The organism is Methylobacterium nonmethylotrophicum (assembly GCF_004745635.1).
GTDB lineage: Bacteria > Pseudomonadota > Alphaproteobacteria > Rhizobiales > Beijerinckiaceae > Methylobacterium > Methylobacterium nonmethylotrophicum.
The window spans coordinates 94,758-111,834 of sequence record NZ_SRLB01000005.1; the positions used below are offsets into that span (position 1 = coordinate 94,758).

Annotated in this window: 16 protein-coding genes; 2 read left to right on the forward strand and 14 right to left on the reverse strand. The window is 70.6% G+C overall.

Annotated features, from left to right (window positions below; translation table 11 throughout):
• Positions 1 to 67 precede the first annotated feature (67 nt).
• Positions 68 to 940: an outer membrane protein gene (locus EU555_RS07335; protein ID WP_135414021.1), complete on the forward strand. Its 873-nt coding sequence runs from the start codon at positions 68 to 70 to the stop codon at positions 938 to 940.
• Between the two features lie 152 nt (positions 941 to 1,092).
• Here the strand turns inward: EU555_RS07335 and paaE are convergent, their stop codons facing one another.
• The 6 genes from paaE to EU555_RS07365 all read right to left on the reverse strand — a co-directional run bounded on the left by paaE (position 1,093) and on the right by EU555_RS07365 (position 6,031).
• A complete protein-coding gene (gene paaE, locus EU555_RS07340) occupies positions 1,093 to 2,166 on the reverse strand; it encodes a 1,2-phenylacetyl-CoA epoxidase subunit PaaE (protein ID WP_135414022.1) in 1,074 nt (357 codons plus the stop codon).
• 7 nt (positions 2,167 to 2,173) lie between these two features.
• Positions 2,174 to 2,671, reverse strand: coding sequence for a 1,2-phenylacetyl-CoA epoxidase subunit PaaD (paaD, locus tag EU555_RS07345; RefSeq protein ID WP_167858492.1), 498 nt, complete (start codon positions 2,669 to 2,671; stop codon positions 2,174 to 2,176).
• Positions 2,665 to 3,441: a 1,2-phenylacetyl-CoA epoxidase subunit PaaC gene (gene paaC, locus EU555_RS07350; RefSeq protein WP_135414024.1), complete on the reverse strand. Its 777-nt coding sequence runs from the start codon at positions 3,439 to 3,441 to the stop codon at positions 2,665 to 2,667. Before paaC ends, paaD begins: the two co-directional genes overlap by 7 nt.
• 294 nt (positions 3,442 to 3,735) lie before the next feature.
• The gene (gene paaB, locus EU555_RS07355; protein WP_135414025.1) at positions 3,736 to 4,023 is read right to left on the reverse strand and encodes a 1,2-phenylacetyl-CoA epoxidase subunit PaaB; all 288 of its coding nucleotides are present in this window, start codon (positions 4,021 to 4,023) and stop codon (positions 3,736 to 3,738) included.
• 11 nt (positions 4,024 to 4,034) lie between these two features.
• The gene (gene paaA / locus EU555_RS07360; RefSeq protein ID WP_135414026.1) at positions 4,035 to 5,048 is read right to left on the reverse strand and encodes a 1,2-phenylacetyl-CoA epoxidase subunit PaaA; all 1,014 of its coding nucleotides are present in this window, start codon (positions 5,046 to 5,048) and stop codon (positions 4,035 to 4,037) included.
• A 110-nt stretch (positions 5,049 to 5,158) separates the two neighbouring features.
• Positions 5,159 to 6,031: a PaaX family transcriptional regulator C-terminal domain-containing protein gene (locus EU555_RS07365; protein ID WP_135414027.1), complete on the reverse strand. Its 873-nt coding sequence runs from the start codon at positions 6,029 to 6,031 to the stop codon at positions 5,159 to 5,161.
• A 119-nt stretch (positions 6,032 to 6,150) separates the two neighbouring features.
• Here EU555_RS07365 and paaZ point away from each other — a divergent pair, with 119 nt between their 5' ends.
• Positions 6,151 to 8,181 (forward strand): phenylacetic acid degradation bifunctional protein PaaZ, encoded by a 2,031-nt coding sequence (gene paaZ, locus EU555_RS07370; RefSeq protein ID WP_135414028.1) that lies wholly within the window; start codon positions 6,151 to 6,153, stop codon positions 8,179 to 8,181.
• A gap of 604 nt (positions 8,182 to 8,785) precedes the next feature.
• On the opposite strand, the gene EU555_RS07375 is transcribed toward paaZ, so the two are convergent.
• The 8 genes from EU555_RS07375 to EU555_RS07410 all read right to left on the reverse strand — a co-directional run bounded on the left by EU555_RS07375 (position 8,786) and on the right by EU555_RS07410 (position 17,069).
• Positions 8,786 to 10,027, reverse strand: coding sequence for an NAD(P)/FAD-dependent oxidoreductase (locus EU555_RS07375; protein ID WP_135414029.1), 1,242 nt, complete (start codon positions 10,025 to 10,027; stop codon positions 8,786 to 8,788).
• 9 nt (positions 10,028 to 10,036) lie between these two features.
• Positions 10,037 to 10,933 (reverse strand): dihydrodipicolinate synthase family protein, encoded by an 897-nt coding sequence (locus tag EU555_RS07380; protein ID WP_135414030.1) that lies wholly within the window; start codon positions 10,931 to 10,933, stop codon positions 10,037 to 10,039.
• 36 nt (positions 10,934 to 10,969) lie between these two features.
• Positions 10,970 to 11,956, reverse strand: coding sequence for a branched-chain amino acid ABC transporter permease (locus EU555_RS07385; RefSeq protein WP_135414031.1), 987 nt, complete (start codon positions 11,954 to 11,956; stop codon positions 10,970 to 10,972).
• Between the two features lies 1 nt (position 11,957).
• On the reverse strand, positions 11,958 to 12,863 hold the full coding sequence (locus EU555_RS07390; protein WP_135414032.1) for a branched-chain amino acid ABC transporter permease: 906 nt from the start codon (positions 12,861 to 12,863) through the stop codon (positions 11,958 to 11,960).
• A 243-nt stretch (positions 12,864 to 13,106) separates the two neighbouring features.
• Positions 13,107 to 14,327, reverse strand: coding sequence for an ABC transporter substrate-binding protein (locus EU555_RS07395; protein ID WP_135414033.1), 1,221 nt, complete (start codon positions 14,325 to 14,327; stop codon positions 13,107 to 13,109).
• Between the two features lie 54 nt (positions 14,328 to 14,381).
• Positions 14,382 to 15,086 (reverse strand): ABC transporter ATP-binding protein, encoded by a 705-nt coding sequence (locus EU555_RS07400; protein ID WP_135414034.1) that lies wholly within the window; start codon positions 15,084 to 15,086, stop codon positions 14,382 to 14,384.
• On the reverse strand, positions 15,079 to 15,831 hold the full coding sequence (locus EU555_RS07405; RefSeq protein WP_135414035.1) for an ABC transporter ATP-binding protein: 753 nt from the start codon (positions 15,829 to 15,831) through the stop codon (positions 15,079 to 15,081). Before EU555_RS07405 ends, EU555_RS07400 begins: the two co-directional genes overlap by 8 nt.
• 533 nt (positions 15,832 to 16,364) lie before the next feature.
• Positions 16,365 to 17,069: a GntR family transcriptional regulator gene (locus tag EU555_RS07410; RefSeq protein ID WP_135414036.1), complete on the reverse strand. Its 705-nt coding sequence runs from the start codon at positions 17,067 to 17,069 to the stop codon at positions 16,365 to 16,367.
• Between the last annotated feature and the right edge of the window lie 8 nt (positions 17,070 to 17,077).

Below are 17,077 nucleotides of genomic sequence, written 5' to 3' on the forward strand. Positions count from 1 at the left end.
GTCATAGGCGCCCGGCCACGCTCAAGCTAGCCTCAGCTCAACTGTCCGTTCAACGGGGCGTATTCCAGTGATCAAGAAGCTCATGCTCGCCGGCGCCGCGACGTCGCTCCTCGCCGGAGCGGCCTCTGCGGCCGACCTGCCGCGCCGCGCTGCGCCCCCGCCGGTCTTCACGCCGGTGCCGGTCTTCACCTGGACCGGCTTCTATGCCGGCCTGCACACCGACTACACCTTCACCGACCGCCAGCCGATCAACACCTTCGGCAACACCCCGCTGACGATCACCAACGTGGCGACCCTCCGTCGCCCGCCGACGGTGCGCAACGAGCAGGACGGGCTCGCCAATATCGGCGGCGGCTTCGGTTACAACTACCAGTTCACGCCGGGCTCCGGCTTCGTGGTCGGCGTCCAGGCCGACTGGGCCTGGAACGACATCCACAAGAACACCTTCTATCTCGGCCCGCCGCTCGCCGCGAACGGCTTCGTGCCGGATCCGGCCGCGTTCCGGCAGGAGCTGTCCTGGCTCGGCACCGTCGTGGGTCGCGTCGGCTACGCCTTCGACCGGTTCTTCGTCTTCGGCATGGGCGGCTTCGCCTATGGCGGTGTCGATTACCGCGCCAACTTCTACACCCCGGGCGGCGTCCTGGCCTATGCGGGCCGCTACAACGACATCGAGACCGGCTACGCCTATGGCGGCGGCATCGAGTACGCCCTGCCGACCGATTCGTTCCTCTCGCGCTTCAGCCTGCTCGGCCTGCTCGGCGTGAAGTCCGAGGCGGTGACGATCAAGGCCGAGTACCTGCACTACGACCTCGGCACCCGCAACGTGCTGGTCAACAACACCGGCATCGTCGCGGCCGCGACCGGCTCCTACACCTCGCGCTTCCGCACCGAGGGCAACCTGGTCCGCGCCGGGTTCAGCTACAAGTTCAACGGCCTCTGATCGCGCGATCAGCCGAGCCGGACCGGCGGGCTCTGTGAGCCCGCCCCTCTCGACGGCCGTGGGGCGCCTGCCCGGCGGCCGTTTTTGTTGTGGGCCATGACGATTCGTCAGCCTTCCAGCGACCACGTCCATGGCGTGTAAGCTGGCCCCGCTCACACCTGATCGAAATCCACCGTCACCCGCCCGGAGGTCGGCCGGGCCTGGCAGGTGAGGACGAAGCCGGCCTCCACCTCCCAGGGCTCGAGCGAGTAGTTCACCTCCATGGCGACGCTGCCGTCGACCACCTTGGCGCGGCAGGTGCAGCACATGCCGCCTCGGCAGGAATAGGGCAGGTCGAGGCCGGCGCGGATCGCGGCGTCGAGCACCGCCTCGCCCTCGGCCACCGGCACCTCGGTGGCGATGCCGTCGGTGATGACGGTGGCGAGCGCCGCCGGCGCGGCCGCGGTCGAGACCGGGCGGGCGGCACGGGCGCGCCCCGGCTCGGCCGGCGTGAAGCGCTCGACATGGACGCGCTCGCGCGGCAGGCCGAGACCGAGGAGCGCGCCCTCCACCGTGTCGATCATCTCGCTCGGGCCGCACACGAAGGCGTGGTCGACGAGCGAGGCCGGCACGATGGTGCGCAGGAAGAGCGCCGCCTTCTCGCCGTCGAGGCGGCCGTTGAGGACAGAGAGGTCCTGCGTCTCGCGCGACAGGACGTGGAAGACCGACAGCCGGTCGAGGAACCGGTCCTTCAGGGTCTCCAGCGCCTCGCGAAACAGGATCGAGCCGGTGGCGCGGTTGCCGTAGAACAGGAAGAAGCGGCTCTTCGGCTCGGCTTCGAGCACGGTGCGGATGATCGACAGGATCGGGGTGATGCCCGACCCCGCCGCGAAGCCCACGAAGGTGCGGGCCTCGTCCGGCAGGATCTCGACGCCGAAGCGGCCCATCGGCGGCATCACCTCGATCTCGTCGCCGGGCGCGATCGCCTCGTTGGCGAAGCCCGAGAAGAGGCCGCCCTCGACGCGCTTGATCGCGACCCGCAGCTCCGGCTCGCCGACGCCCGAGCAGATCGAGTAGGAGCGGCGCACCTCCTCGCCGTCGATGGTCGTCCTCAGGGTGAGGTACTGGCCACAGGAGAAGCCGAAGGCCGCACGCGCCTCCTCCGGCACCGCGAAGGCGATCGAGACGGCGTCCGGAGTCTCGCGGCGGATGTCGGCGACGCGCAGGCGATGGAAGCGGGGGGTCATCGGCGCCTCAGATGCACTTGAAGTAGTCGAACGGCTCGCGGCAAGCCCGGCAGCGCCACAGCGCCTTGCAGGCGGTCGAGCCGAATTCCGAGACCTTCTCCGTCGCGGCCGAGCCGCAATGCGGGCAGGCGACCTGCTCCTCGCCGAACAGCGCCCGGCGCGAGGCCTTTCCGGCCGGCGGGGCGATGCCGTAGGCGGTGAGCTTGGCCTTGCCGGCATCCGTCATCCAGTCGGTGGTCCAGGCCGGCGACAGCACGAGGCGCACCCGCGCGTCCGGGATGCCGGCCTGCGCCAGGGCGGTCTGGACCTCGATCCCGATCACGTCCATCGCCGGGCAGCCGGAATAGGTCGGCGTGATCGCGACCTCGACCCGGCCGTCCGCGACGGTGACATCGCGCAGCACGCCGAGATCCGCGATGGTGAGGACCGGGATCTCGGGATCGCACACCGTCGCGGCCGCCGCATGCGCCCGCCGGGCGAGGTCGGCATCGGCGGGGGTCACCAGGTCGCTCCCGGATGGGCGCGCTGCAGGTATTGCAGGTCGGCGAGGATGAAGCCGAGATGCTCGCTGTGGCGCCCGGCCCGGCCGCCGCTCTGCATCCATCCGCCCGCCGGGCGGGTCAGCGTCGCCTCGGAGAGGATGTGGTCGAGGGTGGCGTCGAAACCGGCGCGCAAGCTCCGCGGGTCGGGGAGCGTACCGGCCTCGATCAGGGCGGCCTCCGCGGCGTCGACCTCGAACAGCTCGCCCGTATAGGGCCACAGCTCGTCGAGGGCGGTGCGGGCCCGGGCATGGCTCTCGTCGGTGCCGTCGCCCAGCCGGATCAGCCACTCGCCGGAATGGCGCAGGTGGTAGGCGGTCTCCTTCTCGGCCTTCGCGGCGATGGCCGCGAGCGTCGCGTCGCGCGAGCCCGTGAGCGCCCGGTAATACGGGTCGTTGAAGGCCGAGAACAGCACCTGGCGCACGATCGTGCCGGCGAAGTCGCCGTTCGGCTGCTCGACCAGCAGGCAGTTGCGGTACTGCCCGGCCTCCCGGCGATAGGCGAAATCGTCCTCGGTAAGCCCCCCGCCGGCGACCTCCGCCGCGTAGGCGTAGAAGGAGCGGGCCTGGCCGACGCAGTCGAGGGCGATGTTGGCGAGCGCGATGTCCTCTTCCAGCATCGGCGCGTGGCCGCACCACTCGGACAGCCGGTGCCCGAGGATCAGCGCGTCGTCGGCGCGCCGGAGGATGCCGGCCAGCAGCGGGGTCTCGGTGAGGCTGAGGGAGGTGGTGGGCATGGGGGCCTCGGGAACGTGGGGGCCTCGGGCAAGCAATCACGCCGATGACGGATGAGGCACATCTCCCCTCTCCCGTGTGGGAGAGGGGCCGGGGGATCGAAGATCCCGCACGGGCCTGCGGCCCGCGTGAGGGTGCTACGTTTCTGACTAAAGCTCAGATCGTCGTGCTGGCGGCTCGACCTTCAGCGCTCAATTCTGAGCCGTCCCCACCCTCGCGCGATCTTCGATCGCCCCTACCCCTCTCCCATACGGAAGAGGTATCCCGCGCCATACTTGGCGCGGGCTCGTGAAATCTCACATATGCCCGACCTCGTCCGGCACCTCGTAGAAGGTCGGGTGGCGGTAGATCTTCGAGGCGGTCGGCTCGAACAGGACGTCCTTGTCGGCCGGGTCCGAGGCCACGATCGCCGAGGACGGCACGACCCACAGCGACAGGCCCTCGCCGCGGCGCGTGTAGACGTCGCGGGCGGCCTGGAGCGCCATCGTGGCGTCGACCGCGTGGAGCGAGCCGACATGCTTGTGCGCCAGGCCGTTGCGGGAGCGGATGAACACCTCCCAGAGCGGGATCTTCTGCTCAGGCATTCTTTCCTCCCTCACGCCGCCTGCGGCAGCGCATCGGCGGCGGCCGCCCGGCGGGCGCGCTTCTCGGCATGCGCCAGCGCCGCCTCGCGCACCCAGGCGCCGGCAGCGTGGGCGTCGCGGCGCTGCTTCATCCGCTGGCGGTTGCAGGGGCCGTTGCCGGCGAGCACCTGCTTGAACTCCTCCCAGTCGATCGCCCCGTAGCGCCAGTGGCCGGCCGCCTCGTCGTAGGCGAGGTCGGGATCCGGGAAGGTCAGGCCGAGATACTGGCCCTGCGGTACCGTCGCGTCGACGAACTTCTGACGCAGCTCGTCGTTCGAGAAGCGCTTGATCTTCCACTTCGCCGATTGATCGGAATGCTGGCTCTCGGCGTCCGGCGGCCCGAACATCATCAGGCAGGGCCACCACCAGCGGTTCAGGGCGTCCTGCGCCATCGCCTTCTGCTCGGGCGTGCCGCGGCAGAGGGTCAGCATGATCTCGTAGCCCTGGCGCTGGTGGAAGCTCTCCTCCTTGCAGACGCGGATCATCGCGCGCGCGTAAGGCCCATAGGAGCAGCGGCAGAGCGGGATCTGGTTCATGATCGCCGCGCCGTCGACCAGCCAGCCGATGGCGCCGATATCGGCCCAGGTCAGGGTCGGGTAGTTGAAGATCGAGGAATACTTCGCCCGGCCGGCGAGCAATTGGTCGACCAGCTCCTCGCGGCTGGTGCCGAGGGTCTCGGCCGCCGAGTAGAGGTAGAGCCCGTGGCCGGCCTCGTCCTGCACCTTGGCCAGCAGCGCGGCCTTGCGCTTGAGCGTCGGCGCGCGGGTGATCCAGTTGCCCTCCGGCAGCATGCCGACGATCTCGGAATGGGCGTGCTGCGAGATCTGCCGGGTCAGGGTGCGGCGGTAGGCCTCCGGCATCCAGTCGTTCGGCTCGATCCGCTCCTCGGCGTCGATCCGCGCCTGGAACCGGGCCGCGGCCTGCGCGTCCTCGGGGCCGCCGAGCGGAGACGGATTCTCTTTGGCGTTGAGGGCCTGCGTGTACATGGCCGCGCCTCCCTAAGGCTGTCCGGCCCTCAATATGTCACGTAATTTTTGGATTGCAAGATTTTTCGTAACACGTTTCCGGGCGGCGAGGCGTTCGGGGAGCGCCGCGCTCACCCGGCGAAGCGCGCCGCGAAGGCCGGGCCGGGCGGCGGCAGCGGGCCGGTGTCGCTGGTGGCGTTCGCGTCGAGCCAGGCTTCCGCCGCCGGCGCGATGGCCCGGTAGATCGTGGCGCAGAGGGAGCGCGCCGCCGCCCCCGGCCAGCCCTCCGGCAGCAGGTCGGCCGGCAGCAGCGGGTCCTTGAGGACGGCGCGGCGGTACTCGTGGATGAGGAGGATGCGCAGCACCAGGGCGTCGAGCCCGTCCGGGCGCCGCGTCGTCACGGCCTCTCCGGCCTGCGCGAAGATGGCGGTGAAGCGGGCATAGCGCTCGCCCACCTCCGCCACCGGCCAGGCCCGGGCGGCGAGGCGGCGGGCGGTGACCGGATTGTCCGGCCGCGCGGCGAGGCGCAGGAGTCCCTCCCCCGCGATCCCCTCCCCGGCCGTGCCGTCTGCCGACGGCGCCGCGCCGATCATCAGGTCGGGCCCGAGGCTGCCGTAGCCCGACGCCGCGAGCTCGGCCCGCTTGTCGGCGCCGTCGAGGAGCAGCAGGTCGAATGCGCCGGACCAGGCCGGCGCCGCCGGGCCGTAGATCCGCGCGGTCGCCCGCGCGAAGGCGGCGGCGCCCGTGCCGGTGAGGCGGTAGAAGCTGTTGCGGCCGAGCTTCCAGCGCTCGAACCAGCCGTCCGCGACGAGGCGCGACAGGGCGGTGCGCACCACGCCGTCGCCGATGCGGAAGGCCCGGGTGATCGCCAGCAGCGATTCCAGCGACAGCACCCCGCCACGGGGCACCACCGCGTCGCCGAAGACCGTGACAACCAGGGAACCGGCGCGGATCGGCGTGCGGGCGTGGAAGTGGTCGATGAGCGGCGCGAGGAGGTCGGCCATCCGGGTCCTTCGGGGTGGTGCCGTCCCGATAGCTGGGCCAGGCCGGTCCTGTCGAGGCGTCGTGGCTTGACCAACCGGCCGGTCGGTTAATAATGGTCGCAGAAGAAGGGGAGGACGCCATGCGGCTGGAGAGCTACGTCCAGGGACGCTGGATCGCGCCGGGGGGAGACTGGACCGGCATCCGCAGCGCCGTCACCGGCGCCGTGGTGGCGGAGGTGGGCAGCAGCGGCCTGTCGATGGCCGATGTGCTGGACCATGCCCGCCGGGTCGGCGGCCCGGCTCTGCGGCGCCTCACCTTCCACCAGCGCGCCGAGATGCTGAAGCGGCTGGCGGCCTATCTCAACGAGCGCCGGGACGGGCTCTACGCCCTGTCGCACCAGACCGGCGCGACCCGCACCGACAACCTGATCGACATCGACGGCGGCGTCAGTACGCTGTTCGTCTACGCCTCGAAGGGCCGGCGCGAATTGCCGAACGCCACCTTCCTGATCGATGGGGCCGTGGAGCCCTTGTCGCGGGGCGGCAGCTTCGTCGGGCGCCACGTGCTCACCGCGCGCACGGGCTGTGCCGTCCACATCAACGCCTTCAACTTTCCCTGCTGGGGCCTGCTGGAGAAGCTCGCGCCCGCGATCCTCGCCGGCGTGCCGGTGGTGACGAAGCCCGCCACGATCACGGCCTACGTCGCGCACGCCCTGGTGCGGCTGATCGCCGAATCGGGAATCCTGCCCGAGGGCGCCCTGCAATGCGTGGTCGGGCCGACCGGCGACCTGTTCGACCATCTCACCGGCCAGGACGTGGTGTCGTTCACCGGTTCGGCCGAGACGGCGCAGATGCTCCAGCGCCATCCGGTCATCGCCCGCGAGGCGGTGCATTTCGTGGCCGAGCGCGACTCGCTCAACGCCGCGATCCTGAGCCCCGATGCCGGGCCGGGCACGCCGGAATTCGACCTCTACATCCGCGAGGTCGCCAAGGAGATGACCGTCAAGGCCGGGCAGAAATGCACGGCGATCCGCCGGGCGCTGGCGCCGCGCGCCCACGTCCCGGCCGTGATCGAGGCCCTGAGCCGGCGCCTTGCGTCCGTCCGGATCGGCGATCCCGCCCGCGAGGACGTGCGGATGGGGCCGGTGGTGGGCCTGTCGCAGCGCCGCGACGTGCTCGCCCGGGTCGAGGCGCTGCGGGCGGAAGCCGAGCTGGTCTTCGGCGATCCGGCGCGGGTCGCGGTCGAGGGGGCGGATCCGGAGAAAGGCGCCTTCCTGCCGCCGCTGCTTCTGCATTGCCCCGACCCGCTCCGGGCCCGGCAGGTGCATACGCTCGAGGCCTTCGGCCCGGTCTGCACCGTGATGGGCTATGACGGGCTCGAGGAGGCGGCGTCGCTCGCCAATCGCGGCGAGGGCAGCCTCGTCGCCTCGCTCTACACGCACGATCCGGCGGCGGCGGCGGAGCTGGTCTTCGGGGTCGGGGCCTATCACGGCCGCCTCGTCGTCATCGACCGCGACTGCGCCAAGGAGCAGACCGGCCACGGCTCGCCGATGCCGCACATGATGCATGGCGGCCCCGGCCGGGCCGGCGGCGGCGAGGAACTGGGCGGCGTACGCGCCCTCCACCACTACATGCAGCGCACGGCGCTCCAGGGTTCGCCGGCGATGCTGAGCCGGATCACGCAGAGCTGGATCAAGGGCGCGCCGGAGACGATCCTCCCCGAGCATCCGTTCCGCTGCCACTTCGAGGACCTGGAGATCGGCCGCAGCTTCCACTCGGCCGAGCGGGTGATCACGCTGGAGGACATCGAGCACTTCGCCCACTTCACCGGCGACACCTTCTACGCCCACATGAGCGAGGAGGCGACGAAGGGGCATCCGTTCTTCCCGGGCCGGGTGGCGCACGGCTACCTGCTGCTCTCCTTCGCGGCCGGCCTGTTCGTCGATCCCGATCCGGGCCCGGTTCTCGCCAATTACGGGCTCGATTCCCTCCGCTTCCTCAAGCCGATCCAGCCCGGCGAGGCGATCCGGGTGCGCCTCACCGCCAAGGAGAAGTCGCCCCGCAACGCGCAGTACGGCGAGGTGCGGTGGGACGTCGAGATCCAGACGGCGGCGGGGGAGATCGCGGCGACGTATGAGCTGCTGACGATGAATGCGATGCGGGGGGTGTGACGGGACGCTCCGGTCTTAACCCCCCCCGCAAAGTGCAGGGCTGTCCGGGGAAGAGAGAGTGGCGCGAGGTTCCCCCCCTCTCCCCGCGGGCGGGGAGAGGGCCGTGTCGACGTTCAGGAGACACGGCAAGCGGAGGCGCAGCCGGAGCGAGGGTGAGGGGGTAGTTCCGGATGAGACTCCTCCGGCACCTCCCCCCTCACCCTCGGGTCGATCCCTGCGGGATCGATACGCCGCCTCGCCGCGCCGACGACAAGGTCGTCGCGGCCCTCTCCCCGCCTGCGGGGAGAGGGGAAGACTCGCGCCTTCTCTTTCCCCGGACAGCCCTGTGCGGAGGGGGAGGGTTCAGGCGCGCGCCTCTGAGAGCCTGTTTGACGTGTCTGGCAAATTTATCCCACCCTCAACCTCATCCTGAGGTGTCGGCGATCGGAGATCGCGCACGATTGAAGATCGACTGACCTCGAAGGAGGCTTCCAGCAACCACTGTGATATCTGGAGCCCTCCTTCGAGGCTCCTTTCAGTCGCACCTCAGGATGAGGTCGTGAACGGGATAGATCTGGCCCATGCGATACCGTTCTCGGCAGTCAAGCAGGCTCTGAAGCAGTCGTCACCCGAACCGCCCCGCCCGCAGCGCCTCCACCTCCACCGCCGGCCTGCGCCCCGCCAGCAGGTCCGCCACGATCCGCCCGGTCCCGGCGCTCTGCGTCAGCCCGAGATGGCCGTGGCCGAAGGCGTAGATCACCCGCGGGCTCGCCCGCGACGGACCGATCACCGGCAGGCTGTCGGGGAGCGACGGCCGAAATCCCATCCATGACCGGCCGCCCTCCGTCCGCAGCCCGGGCAGGAAGGCGGCGGCCTTGCGCAGCATCGCGTCCGCGCGGGCGAAGTTGGGCGGGCGGTGGAGGCCGCCGAACTCGACGGCGCCGCCGACCCGGATACCGGTCGCGAGCGGCGTCACCACGAAGCCGTGGCCGCCGAAGGTGAGCTGGCGGCGCAACGGGAAGGCGCCTGGCGGCAGCGTGGTGTTGTAGCCGCGCTCGGTGTCGAGCGGCACCCGGTCGCCGAGGCGGCGGGCGAGGTCCCGCGACCAGGCCCCGGCAGCGAGGACGCAGGCGTCGGCGGTCAGCGTGGCGCCGTCGGCGAGCGTCAGGCGCACGCCCTCACCGGCGGGCCCGATCTCCCTCACCTCTCCCCCGGCGAGCGCCGCGCCCTTCGCCATGACGTCGGCGTGCAGCGCCAGGGCGAACCGGTGCGGATCGTCGACCGTAATCCAGTGCGGCGTGAAGGTGCCGGCAACGAGCCGCGGCGACAGGCCGGGCTGCAGCTCCGCGAGGCGGGCGCCGCGGACATGCTCGAAGGCGATGCCCTCCCGCGCCCGGGCGGCCCAGCCGGGCTCGGCGGCGGCGAGCTCCGCCTCGCTCTCGTAGAGTTCGAGGTTGCCGTCGCGCCGCAGCCGCCCGGCGAGGCCCGCCGCCTCCACCATCGCTGCCATCGCCTGCGCGGCGAGCCGCATCAGGCCGGCCTGCACGGTCGTCGCGTGGCGGTGACGGTCGGGCAGGCTGGCGCGCCAGAAGCGCAGGAGCCAGGGCGCGATCCGCGGCAGGTAGGCGGGCGGCAGCGCCAGCGGCCCGAGGGGATCGAGGAGCCAGGCCGGCGCCTTGCGGAGGATGCCCGGCGAGGCGAGCGGCAGCACGTCCGTGAAGGCGAGGGCCCCGGCATTGCCGAAGCTCGCCCCCTCGGCGACGCCGCCGCGCTCGACGAGCCGCACCCGCCAGCCCTCGGCGAGCAGGTGATGAGCGCAGGCGAGGCCGACGATGCCGGCCCCGACGACGATGACCTCGCGGGCCAAGGCGGCCTCTTACGCCGCGAGCTTCAGGCTCGGGCGGCGCTCGAGCGCGGTCCGGACGATCGCCTCGACGGCGGCCCGGCGCTCCCCCGAGAGGGGCTTTCGCGGCATGCGGACGTGCTCGGTCGAGCCGATCGCCAGCGCCTCGGCGAGCTTGATGTTCTGGACCAGGAAGGTCGAGACGTCGAGGTCGAGGAGCGGGCGGAACCAGCGGTAGATCTCGAGGGCTTCCGCGTATCGGCCGGCCTTCATCAGCCGGTAGATCGCCACGGTCTCTTCGGGGAAGGCGACGACCAGGCCCGCGACCCAGCCGACCGCGCCGACGCTGAGCGCCTCGAAGGCGAGGTTGTCGACGCCGGTGAGCACCGCGAAGCGGTCGCCGAAATGGTTGATGATCTCGGTGGTGCGGCGGATGTCGTCGGAGGATTCCTTGATGGCCACGAAGCGGGAATCGGAGGCCAGCCGCTCCATGATCGGCACCGTCACGTCGACCCGGTAGGCGACGCGGTTCGAGTAGACCATCACCGGCAGGTCGCCGGCGGCGGCCACGGCGCCCAGGGTCGCGACCGTCTCGTCCGCGTCGGTGTGGTAGATCGGGCTCGGCACCACCATCAGGCCGGCCGCGCCCGCCTTGGCGGCTCGGGCGGCGAGCGCGCAGGCCTCGCGGGTGCCGGCCTCGGAGACGGTGAGCAGCACCGGCTTGCCCTCGGCGACCGACTGGGCGGTCTTCAGCACCGCGAGGCGCTCGTCGGGCGACAGCATCGGGCCCTCGCCGAGCGAGCCGCAGACGATGAGGCCGTCGCAGCCGGCCTTCATCTGCAGCGCGAAGCAGCGCTCCATCTCGGCGTGGTCGAGGGCACCGTCGGCGGTGAACTTGGTGGTGACGGCGGGAAGGACGCCTGTCCACATGGGTCGTGTCTCCTGAGGTGTCGTCGGGTTGGAAGGTCAGGCCGCCTCGGCGACCGGGGGAGGCTCGGGCTGCGGCCGCGCCGCCCGGGCGGCGCGGCGGTGGCGCAGGTGCAGCCACTCGCCGACGACGCCGCGGCGGAAGAACGAGACGCAGAGGATGAAGATCAGGCCGATCACCACCGTGACGAGGTCGCCGATCGTCGCGAGGTAGTTCTGCAGGCCCACCACCAGGGCGGCGCCGACGAGGGGCCCGAACAGGGTGCCGACGCCGCCGAGCAGCGTCATCAGCACCACCTCGGTCGAGGTGTGCAGCGAGACGTCGTTGAGCGAGACGAGGCCGAAGACCAGGGCCTTGAGGGCGCCGGCATAGCCGGCGAGCGCCGCCGAGAGCACGAAGGCGAGGAGCTGGAACCGGGCGGCATCGTAGCCGAGCGACACCGCCCGCGCCTCGTTGTCGCGCACCGCCTGCAGGATCTGGCCGAAGGGCGAGTGCACCACCCGGTCGACGAACAGGAAGCCGGCGGCGAACAGGACGAGCGCCAGATAGTACATCGCGGTGTCGTTCTGGAGGTCGAGAAGGCCGAGGAGCGTGCCGCGCGGGATGCCCTGGAGCCCGTCCTCGCCGCCGGTCCAGCGGACCTGCACCGCCAGGAAGTAGACGATCTGCGACAAAGCGAGCGTGATCATCGCGAAGTAGATGCCGCGCCGGCGGATCGCGAGGCCCCCGATGGCGAAGCCGACGAGCGCGGAGACCGCGACGCCCGCCACGAAGGCGACCGGCACGCCGAGCGGGTGGGCGCCGAATCGGATCATCAGCGCCCCGGTCACGTAGCCGGCGCTGCCCAGGAAGGCCGCGTGGGCGAAGGAGACGAGGCCGGTGAAACCGAGCAGCAGGTTGAACGCGCAGGCGAACAGCCCGTAGGCCATCACCTTCATGACGAAGATCGGGTAGATCAGCCCGGGCACCAGCGGCACCAGGACGAGCAGCGCGACGAGGGCGGCAAACAGGGTCCTGGTGGTCATCTCACGCCTCGCGCCCGAACAGGCCGGCCGGGCGCAGGAGCAGCGCCAGGGCCATGATCACGAAGACCACCACGGTCGAGGCCTCCGGATAGACCATCTTGGTCAGGCCCTCGATCAGCCCGAGGCCGAGGCCGGTGAGCATGGCGCCCAGGATCGAGCCGAGGCCGCCGATCACCACCACCGCGAACACGATGTTGAGGAGGCTGCCGCCCATCAGCGGCGTGACCTGCATGATGGGGGCGGCCAGCACCCCGGCGATGCCGGCGAGCGCCACCCCGAAGCCGTAGGTCAGGGTGATCATCACCGGCACGTTGATGCCGAAGGCCTGGAGCAGGCGCGGGTTCTCGGTGCCGGCCCGCAGGTAGGCGCCGAGCTTGGTGCGCTCGAACAGGTACCAGGTGGAAAGGCAGATCAGCAGCGAGGCGACCACGACGAACACGCGGTATTTCGGCAGCAGCATGAAGCCGACGTCGACCGGGCCCTGCAGGATCTCCGGCGGCTCGTAGCCCTGGCCCGACACGCCGAAGGCGTAGCGAAAGCCGCCCTCCATCACCAGCGCCACCCCGAAGGTGAGGAGCAGGCCGTAGAGGTGGTCGAGGTGGTAGAGCCGGCGCAGCAGGGTCCGCTCGACCGCCATGCCGAAGACCGCGACGAGGGCCGGGGCCAGCACCAGGGCGAGCCAGAAATTCACCTGCAGGTCCGGCTGGCCGAGCCAGGGCCCGATCTGCGTCAGCCCGATCCAGGCCAGGAACGCCGCCATCATGAACTGCGCCCCGTGGGTGAAATTGATGATGTTGAGCAGGCCGAAGATGATCGCCAGCCCCATGCTCAGCATGGCGTAGAAGCAGCCGCCGATGAGCCCGATGGTGAGCTGGGCCAGGAAGGCCTGGAGGGTGATGTCCGACATGGGAGGACCGGGGAAGACTGACGGGACGGTTCGGATTGTCCCCTCCCCCCTCTGCGGGGGAGGGTGCCCGGCTGCGAGTGCGAAGCACTCGTGCGCCGGGCGGGAGAGGGGACGCCGCTTCCGGAGAGGTCGCGACCGTCATGACGGGCACTCCCTGGATCGGCGTCGCGCTGCCCCTCTCCCGCCCCGCATCCGCGGGGCACCCTCCCCCGCAGAGGGGGGGAGGGTTCAAGCAGCGCCGCGTCACCCCTTCGCATTCAGCGGGCAGGCGTCGCTCGGCTTCGGATAGACCTCGTCACCCTTGAGCACCGCCTTGACGTGATAGAAGTCCCAGTCGCGCTTCGATTCCGCCGGCTTCTTCACCTGGAGCAGCAGCAGGTCGTGGACGAGCGCACCGTCGGCCCGCAAGCGCCCGTTGCGGATCACCGCGTCGTCGATCGTCATCGAGCGCAGCTGCGTCATTACCGCCCCGGCCTCGTCGGTGCCGACCGCCTGGATCGCCTTCAGGTAGCTCAGGACAGCGGAATACACCGCCGCCTGCGAGGCGCTCGGCATCCGCTTCATCCTGGCGAAGTATTTCTCCGCGAAGGCGCGCGAGCGGTCGTCGTAGTCCCAGTAGAACGCTTCCGTAAGGTACATGTCCTGGGCCTTGGCGAGGCCGAGGCTCTTCACGTCGGTGATGTAGGTGAGGAGCGGCGCGATCACCTGCTTGTCGCTGCGGCCGATGCCGTACTCGGCCGCCTGCTTGACGGCGTTGATGGTGTCGTTGCCGGCGTTGGCCAGCGCGATCACCTGGGCGCCGGTGCCCTGCGCCTTCAGCATGTAGGACGAGAAGTCGCCGCCCGGGAAGGGATGGCGCGAGACGCCCAGCACCTTGCCGCCCTCGGCCTCGACCATTGCGGCGGCGTCCTTCTCCAGCGAATGGCCGAAGGTGTAGTCGGCGGTGACGAAGTACCAGCTCTTACGCCCGGCCTTCAGCAGCGCCTTGGCGGTGCCGGCGGCGAGCGCGTAGGTGTTGACCATCCATTGCGCGCTCAACGGCGAGCACTTGTCGGTGATCGCCGCCATGGCGACGCCCGCCGAGAGCATGGTCACCCGGTTCTTCTGCCGCGCGATCTCCATCACGGCGAGCGCCGTCGAGGAGGTCGGGAAGTCGGCGATCATGTCGACCCTGCCCTGGTCGAACCACTCGCGGGCGAGGTTGGCGGCGATGTCGGGCTTGTTCTGGTGGTCGGCGGCGACGAGCTCGACGGGGGCGCCCAGCACCATGCCCCCCATCTCGTCGATGGCGATCTGCGCCGCCACCGCCGAGCCGCGGCCGGTGAAGTCGGAATAGATCCCCGACAGGTCGTTGAGGATGCCGACCTTCACCACCCCGTCGCTGACCTTGTCGGCGGCGACGGCCCCTGACGCCAGAGCGGCGAGAGACAGCCCGAGGGCGCACCCGATGACACGCGACCGCATGATTCTGAGCCTCCTGTGACCCTGCTGGATGAAGCTGGTTTCGCGAAAGACCCGTCAGATCCCGAGCAGCCGCCCGACCTCCTCCTCCCGCGCCGCGACCTCGTGCGCCGCGATCATCGCGGCGATGCGGCCGTGCTCGACCACGTAGTGGCGGTCGGCGAGGTGGCGGGCGAAGTGGAAGTTCTGCTCGACCAGCACGATGGTGAAGCCGCGGCTCTTCAGGAGCGCCACGGCGCGCCCGAGCGCCTCGACGATGACCGGCGCCAGCCCCTCGGTGATCTCGTCGAGGAGCAGGATGCGCGCGCCCGTGGTCAGGACGCGCCCGAGCGCCAGCATCTGCTGCTCGCCGCCCGAGAGCCGGCCGCCATAGCTGTCGGCGCGCTCGGCGAGGTTCGGGAACAGCGCCAGCACCTCGTCGAGGGGCAATCCCCCCTCCCCCAGGCGCGGCAGCAGGGTCAGGTTCTCGCGGGTGGTGAGCGTGCGGTAGACGCCGCGCTCCTCCGGGCAGTAGCCGAGGCCGAGGCGGGCGATGCGGTGGGTGGGGAGCCGGATCGCCTCCTCGCCCCGGACCCGCACCGAGCCGGCGCGCCGGTCGGTGAGGCCGAGGATCGCCCGGAGCGTGGTGGTGCGCCCGGCGCCGTTGCGGCCGATCAGGGTCACGCACTCGCCCTCGCGCACCGTGAGGTCGATGCCGTGCAGCACGTGGCTCTCGCCGTACCAGGCCTGGAGGCCGCGCGTCTCGAGGACGGTCTCAGGCATGGCCGCCCCCGAGATAGGCGGCGCGCACCGCCGGGTCGGTCGAGACGGCGGCGTAGGGCCCCTCGGCCAGGATCTCGCCGCGCTGCAGCACCGTGATCGTGTCGCAGAGGTCGGCCACCACCGACATGTTGTGCTCGACCATCAGGATCGTGCGGCCTTCGGCGATGCGCCGGATCAGCCGCTTGATGCGGTCGACGTCCTCGATCGCCATGCCCTGCGTCGGCTCGTCGAGGAGCAGGAAGGGCGGATCGAGGGCGAGCGTCGTGGCGATCTCGAGGGTGCGCTTGCGGCCGTAGGACAGGTCGGCGGCGCGCGCCTCCGCGGCCTCCGCCAGGCCGACCTCGGAGAGGAGCCGCCGCGCCTCGTCGTCGAGCACCGCCAGCGTGCGGCCGGAGAGCCAGAATCGGTACTGCGTGCCGAGGCGCCGCTGCAAGGCCACCCGGACGTTGTCGTGGACGCTGAGGTTCGGGAAGATCGCCGAGATCTGGAACGAGCGCACCAGCCCGCGCCGGGCGATGGCGGCGGAGGTGTCCCGGGTGATGTCCTGGCCCTCGTAGAGGATCTGCCCCTCGGTCGGCACGTGGACCTTGGTGAGCAGGTTGAAGACCGTGGTCTTGCCGGCGCCGTTCGGGCCGATCAGCGCGTGGATCGTGTGCCGCCGGACCTTCAGGTCGAGCCCCCGCACCGCCCGGAAGCCGCCGAACGCCTTGGTCAGCCCCCTGGTCTCGAGTGCGGTCTCGGGCACGGCGTGGTCCTCGCGTCGGCGTGATTCGTAGATTGTATAAAATATGCGATCACGTCAAGCGGTGGTTCGGCGTTCCCGTCGCTCGAATCCGGATTCCACACCCTCGGCGTCATCCCGGGGCCGCGCAGCGGAACCCGGGATCCATAACCGCCGATGACTCAGAGCCTGTTTGACGTGCCTGGCAAATTTATCCCACCCTCGACCTCATCCTGAGGAGTCAGTCGATTGAAGATCGACTGACCTCGAAGGAGGGCTCCAGGGATCACTGAGCCTTCTGGAGCCCTCCTTCGAGGCTCCTTTCAGTCGCACCTCAGGATGAGGTCGTGAACGGGATAGATCGGGCCCATGCGATACCGTTCTCAGCAGTCAAACAGGCTCTCAGAAGATTTCGGAACATGGTCCGCCTGACTCGGAACCGTCAGCGGTTATGGATCCCGGGTCCTCGCCTTTCGGCGAGCCCCGGGACGACGCGGAGGGTGGGAAGACCGAAGCATCGATCGATGCTGGCGATCGGAACCGCCCGTGGATAACCTTCACACCGCCGCCGCCGACTTCCTGTAGATCTCCACCAGCGAGCGCCCCGCATGCTCGACATGGATCCGCAGCAGGTTGGCCGCCGCCACGACCTCCCCCGCCTCGCACAGATCGAGGATCGCGGTGTGCTCCATGTCGGCCCGGGCGACGTCGCCGGTGACGGAGAGCTGGAGCCGGGTCGGGCGGTCGCAATCCTGGAGCAGGCCAGCGATGATCGCCAGCGAGCGCGGCCGGCCGGCATGGCGCAGCAGGCCGAGATGGAAGCGCCGGTTCAGCTCGCCCCAGGTCTCGACCGTGCCGGCCTTGAGCGCGGTGCTGTACTCGTCGCGCAGGGAGCGCAACTCGGCGAAGTCCTCGGGGGTGAGGTGGCGGGCCGAGAGGATCAGGAGTTGCGGCTCGAGGGAGACGCGGAGCTGGAAGACGTCCTCGATCTCCTCGACCGAGAGTCCCGTCACGACGGCGCCGCGATGCGGCACGATCTTGACGAGCCCCCCGGCTTCGAGCTGCAGCAGCGCCTCGCGGATGGGGATCCGGCTGATGCCGAACTCCTCCGCCAGCGCGTCCTGGCGCAGCTGGACGCCCGGCGCCAGGGCGCCGGAGAGGATGCGCTGGCGCAGGGCCTCGGCCACGGCGGCCGAGACGGTCCGGTGTCCGAGGCCTCCGGCGACGGATCGCGTCCCTCGCTCCTGCGCCGTCACCGCCATGCTCTCGA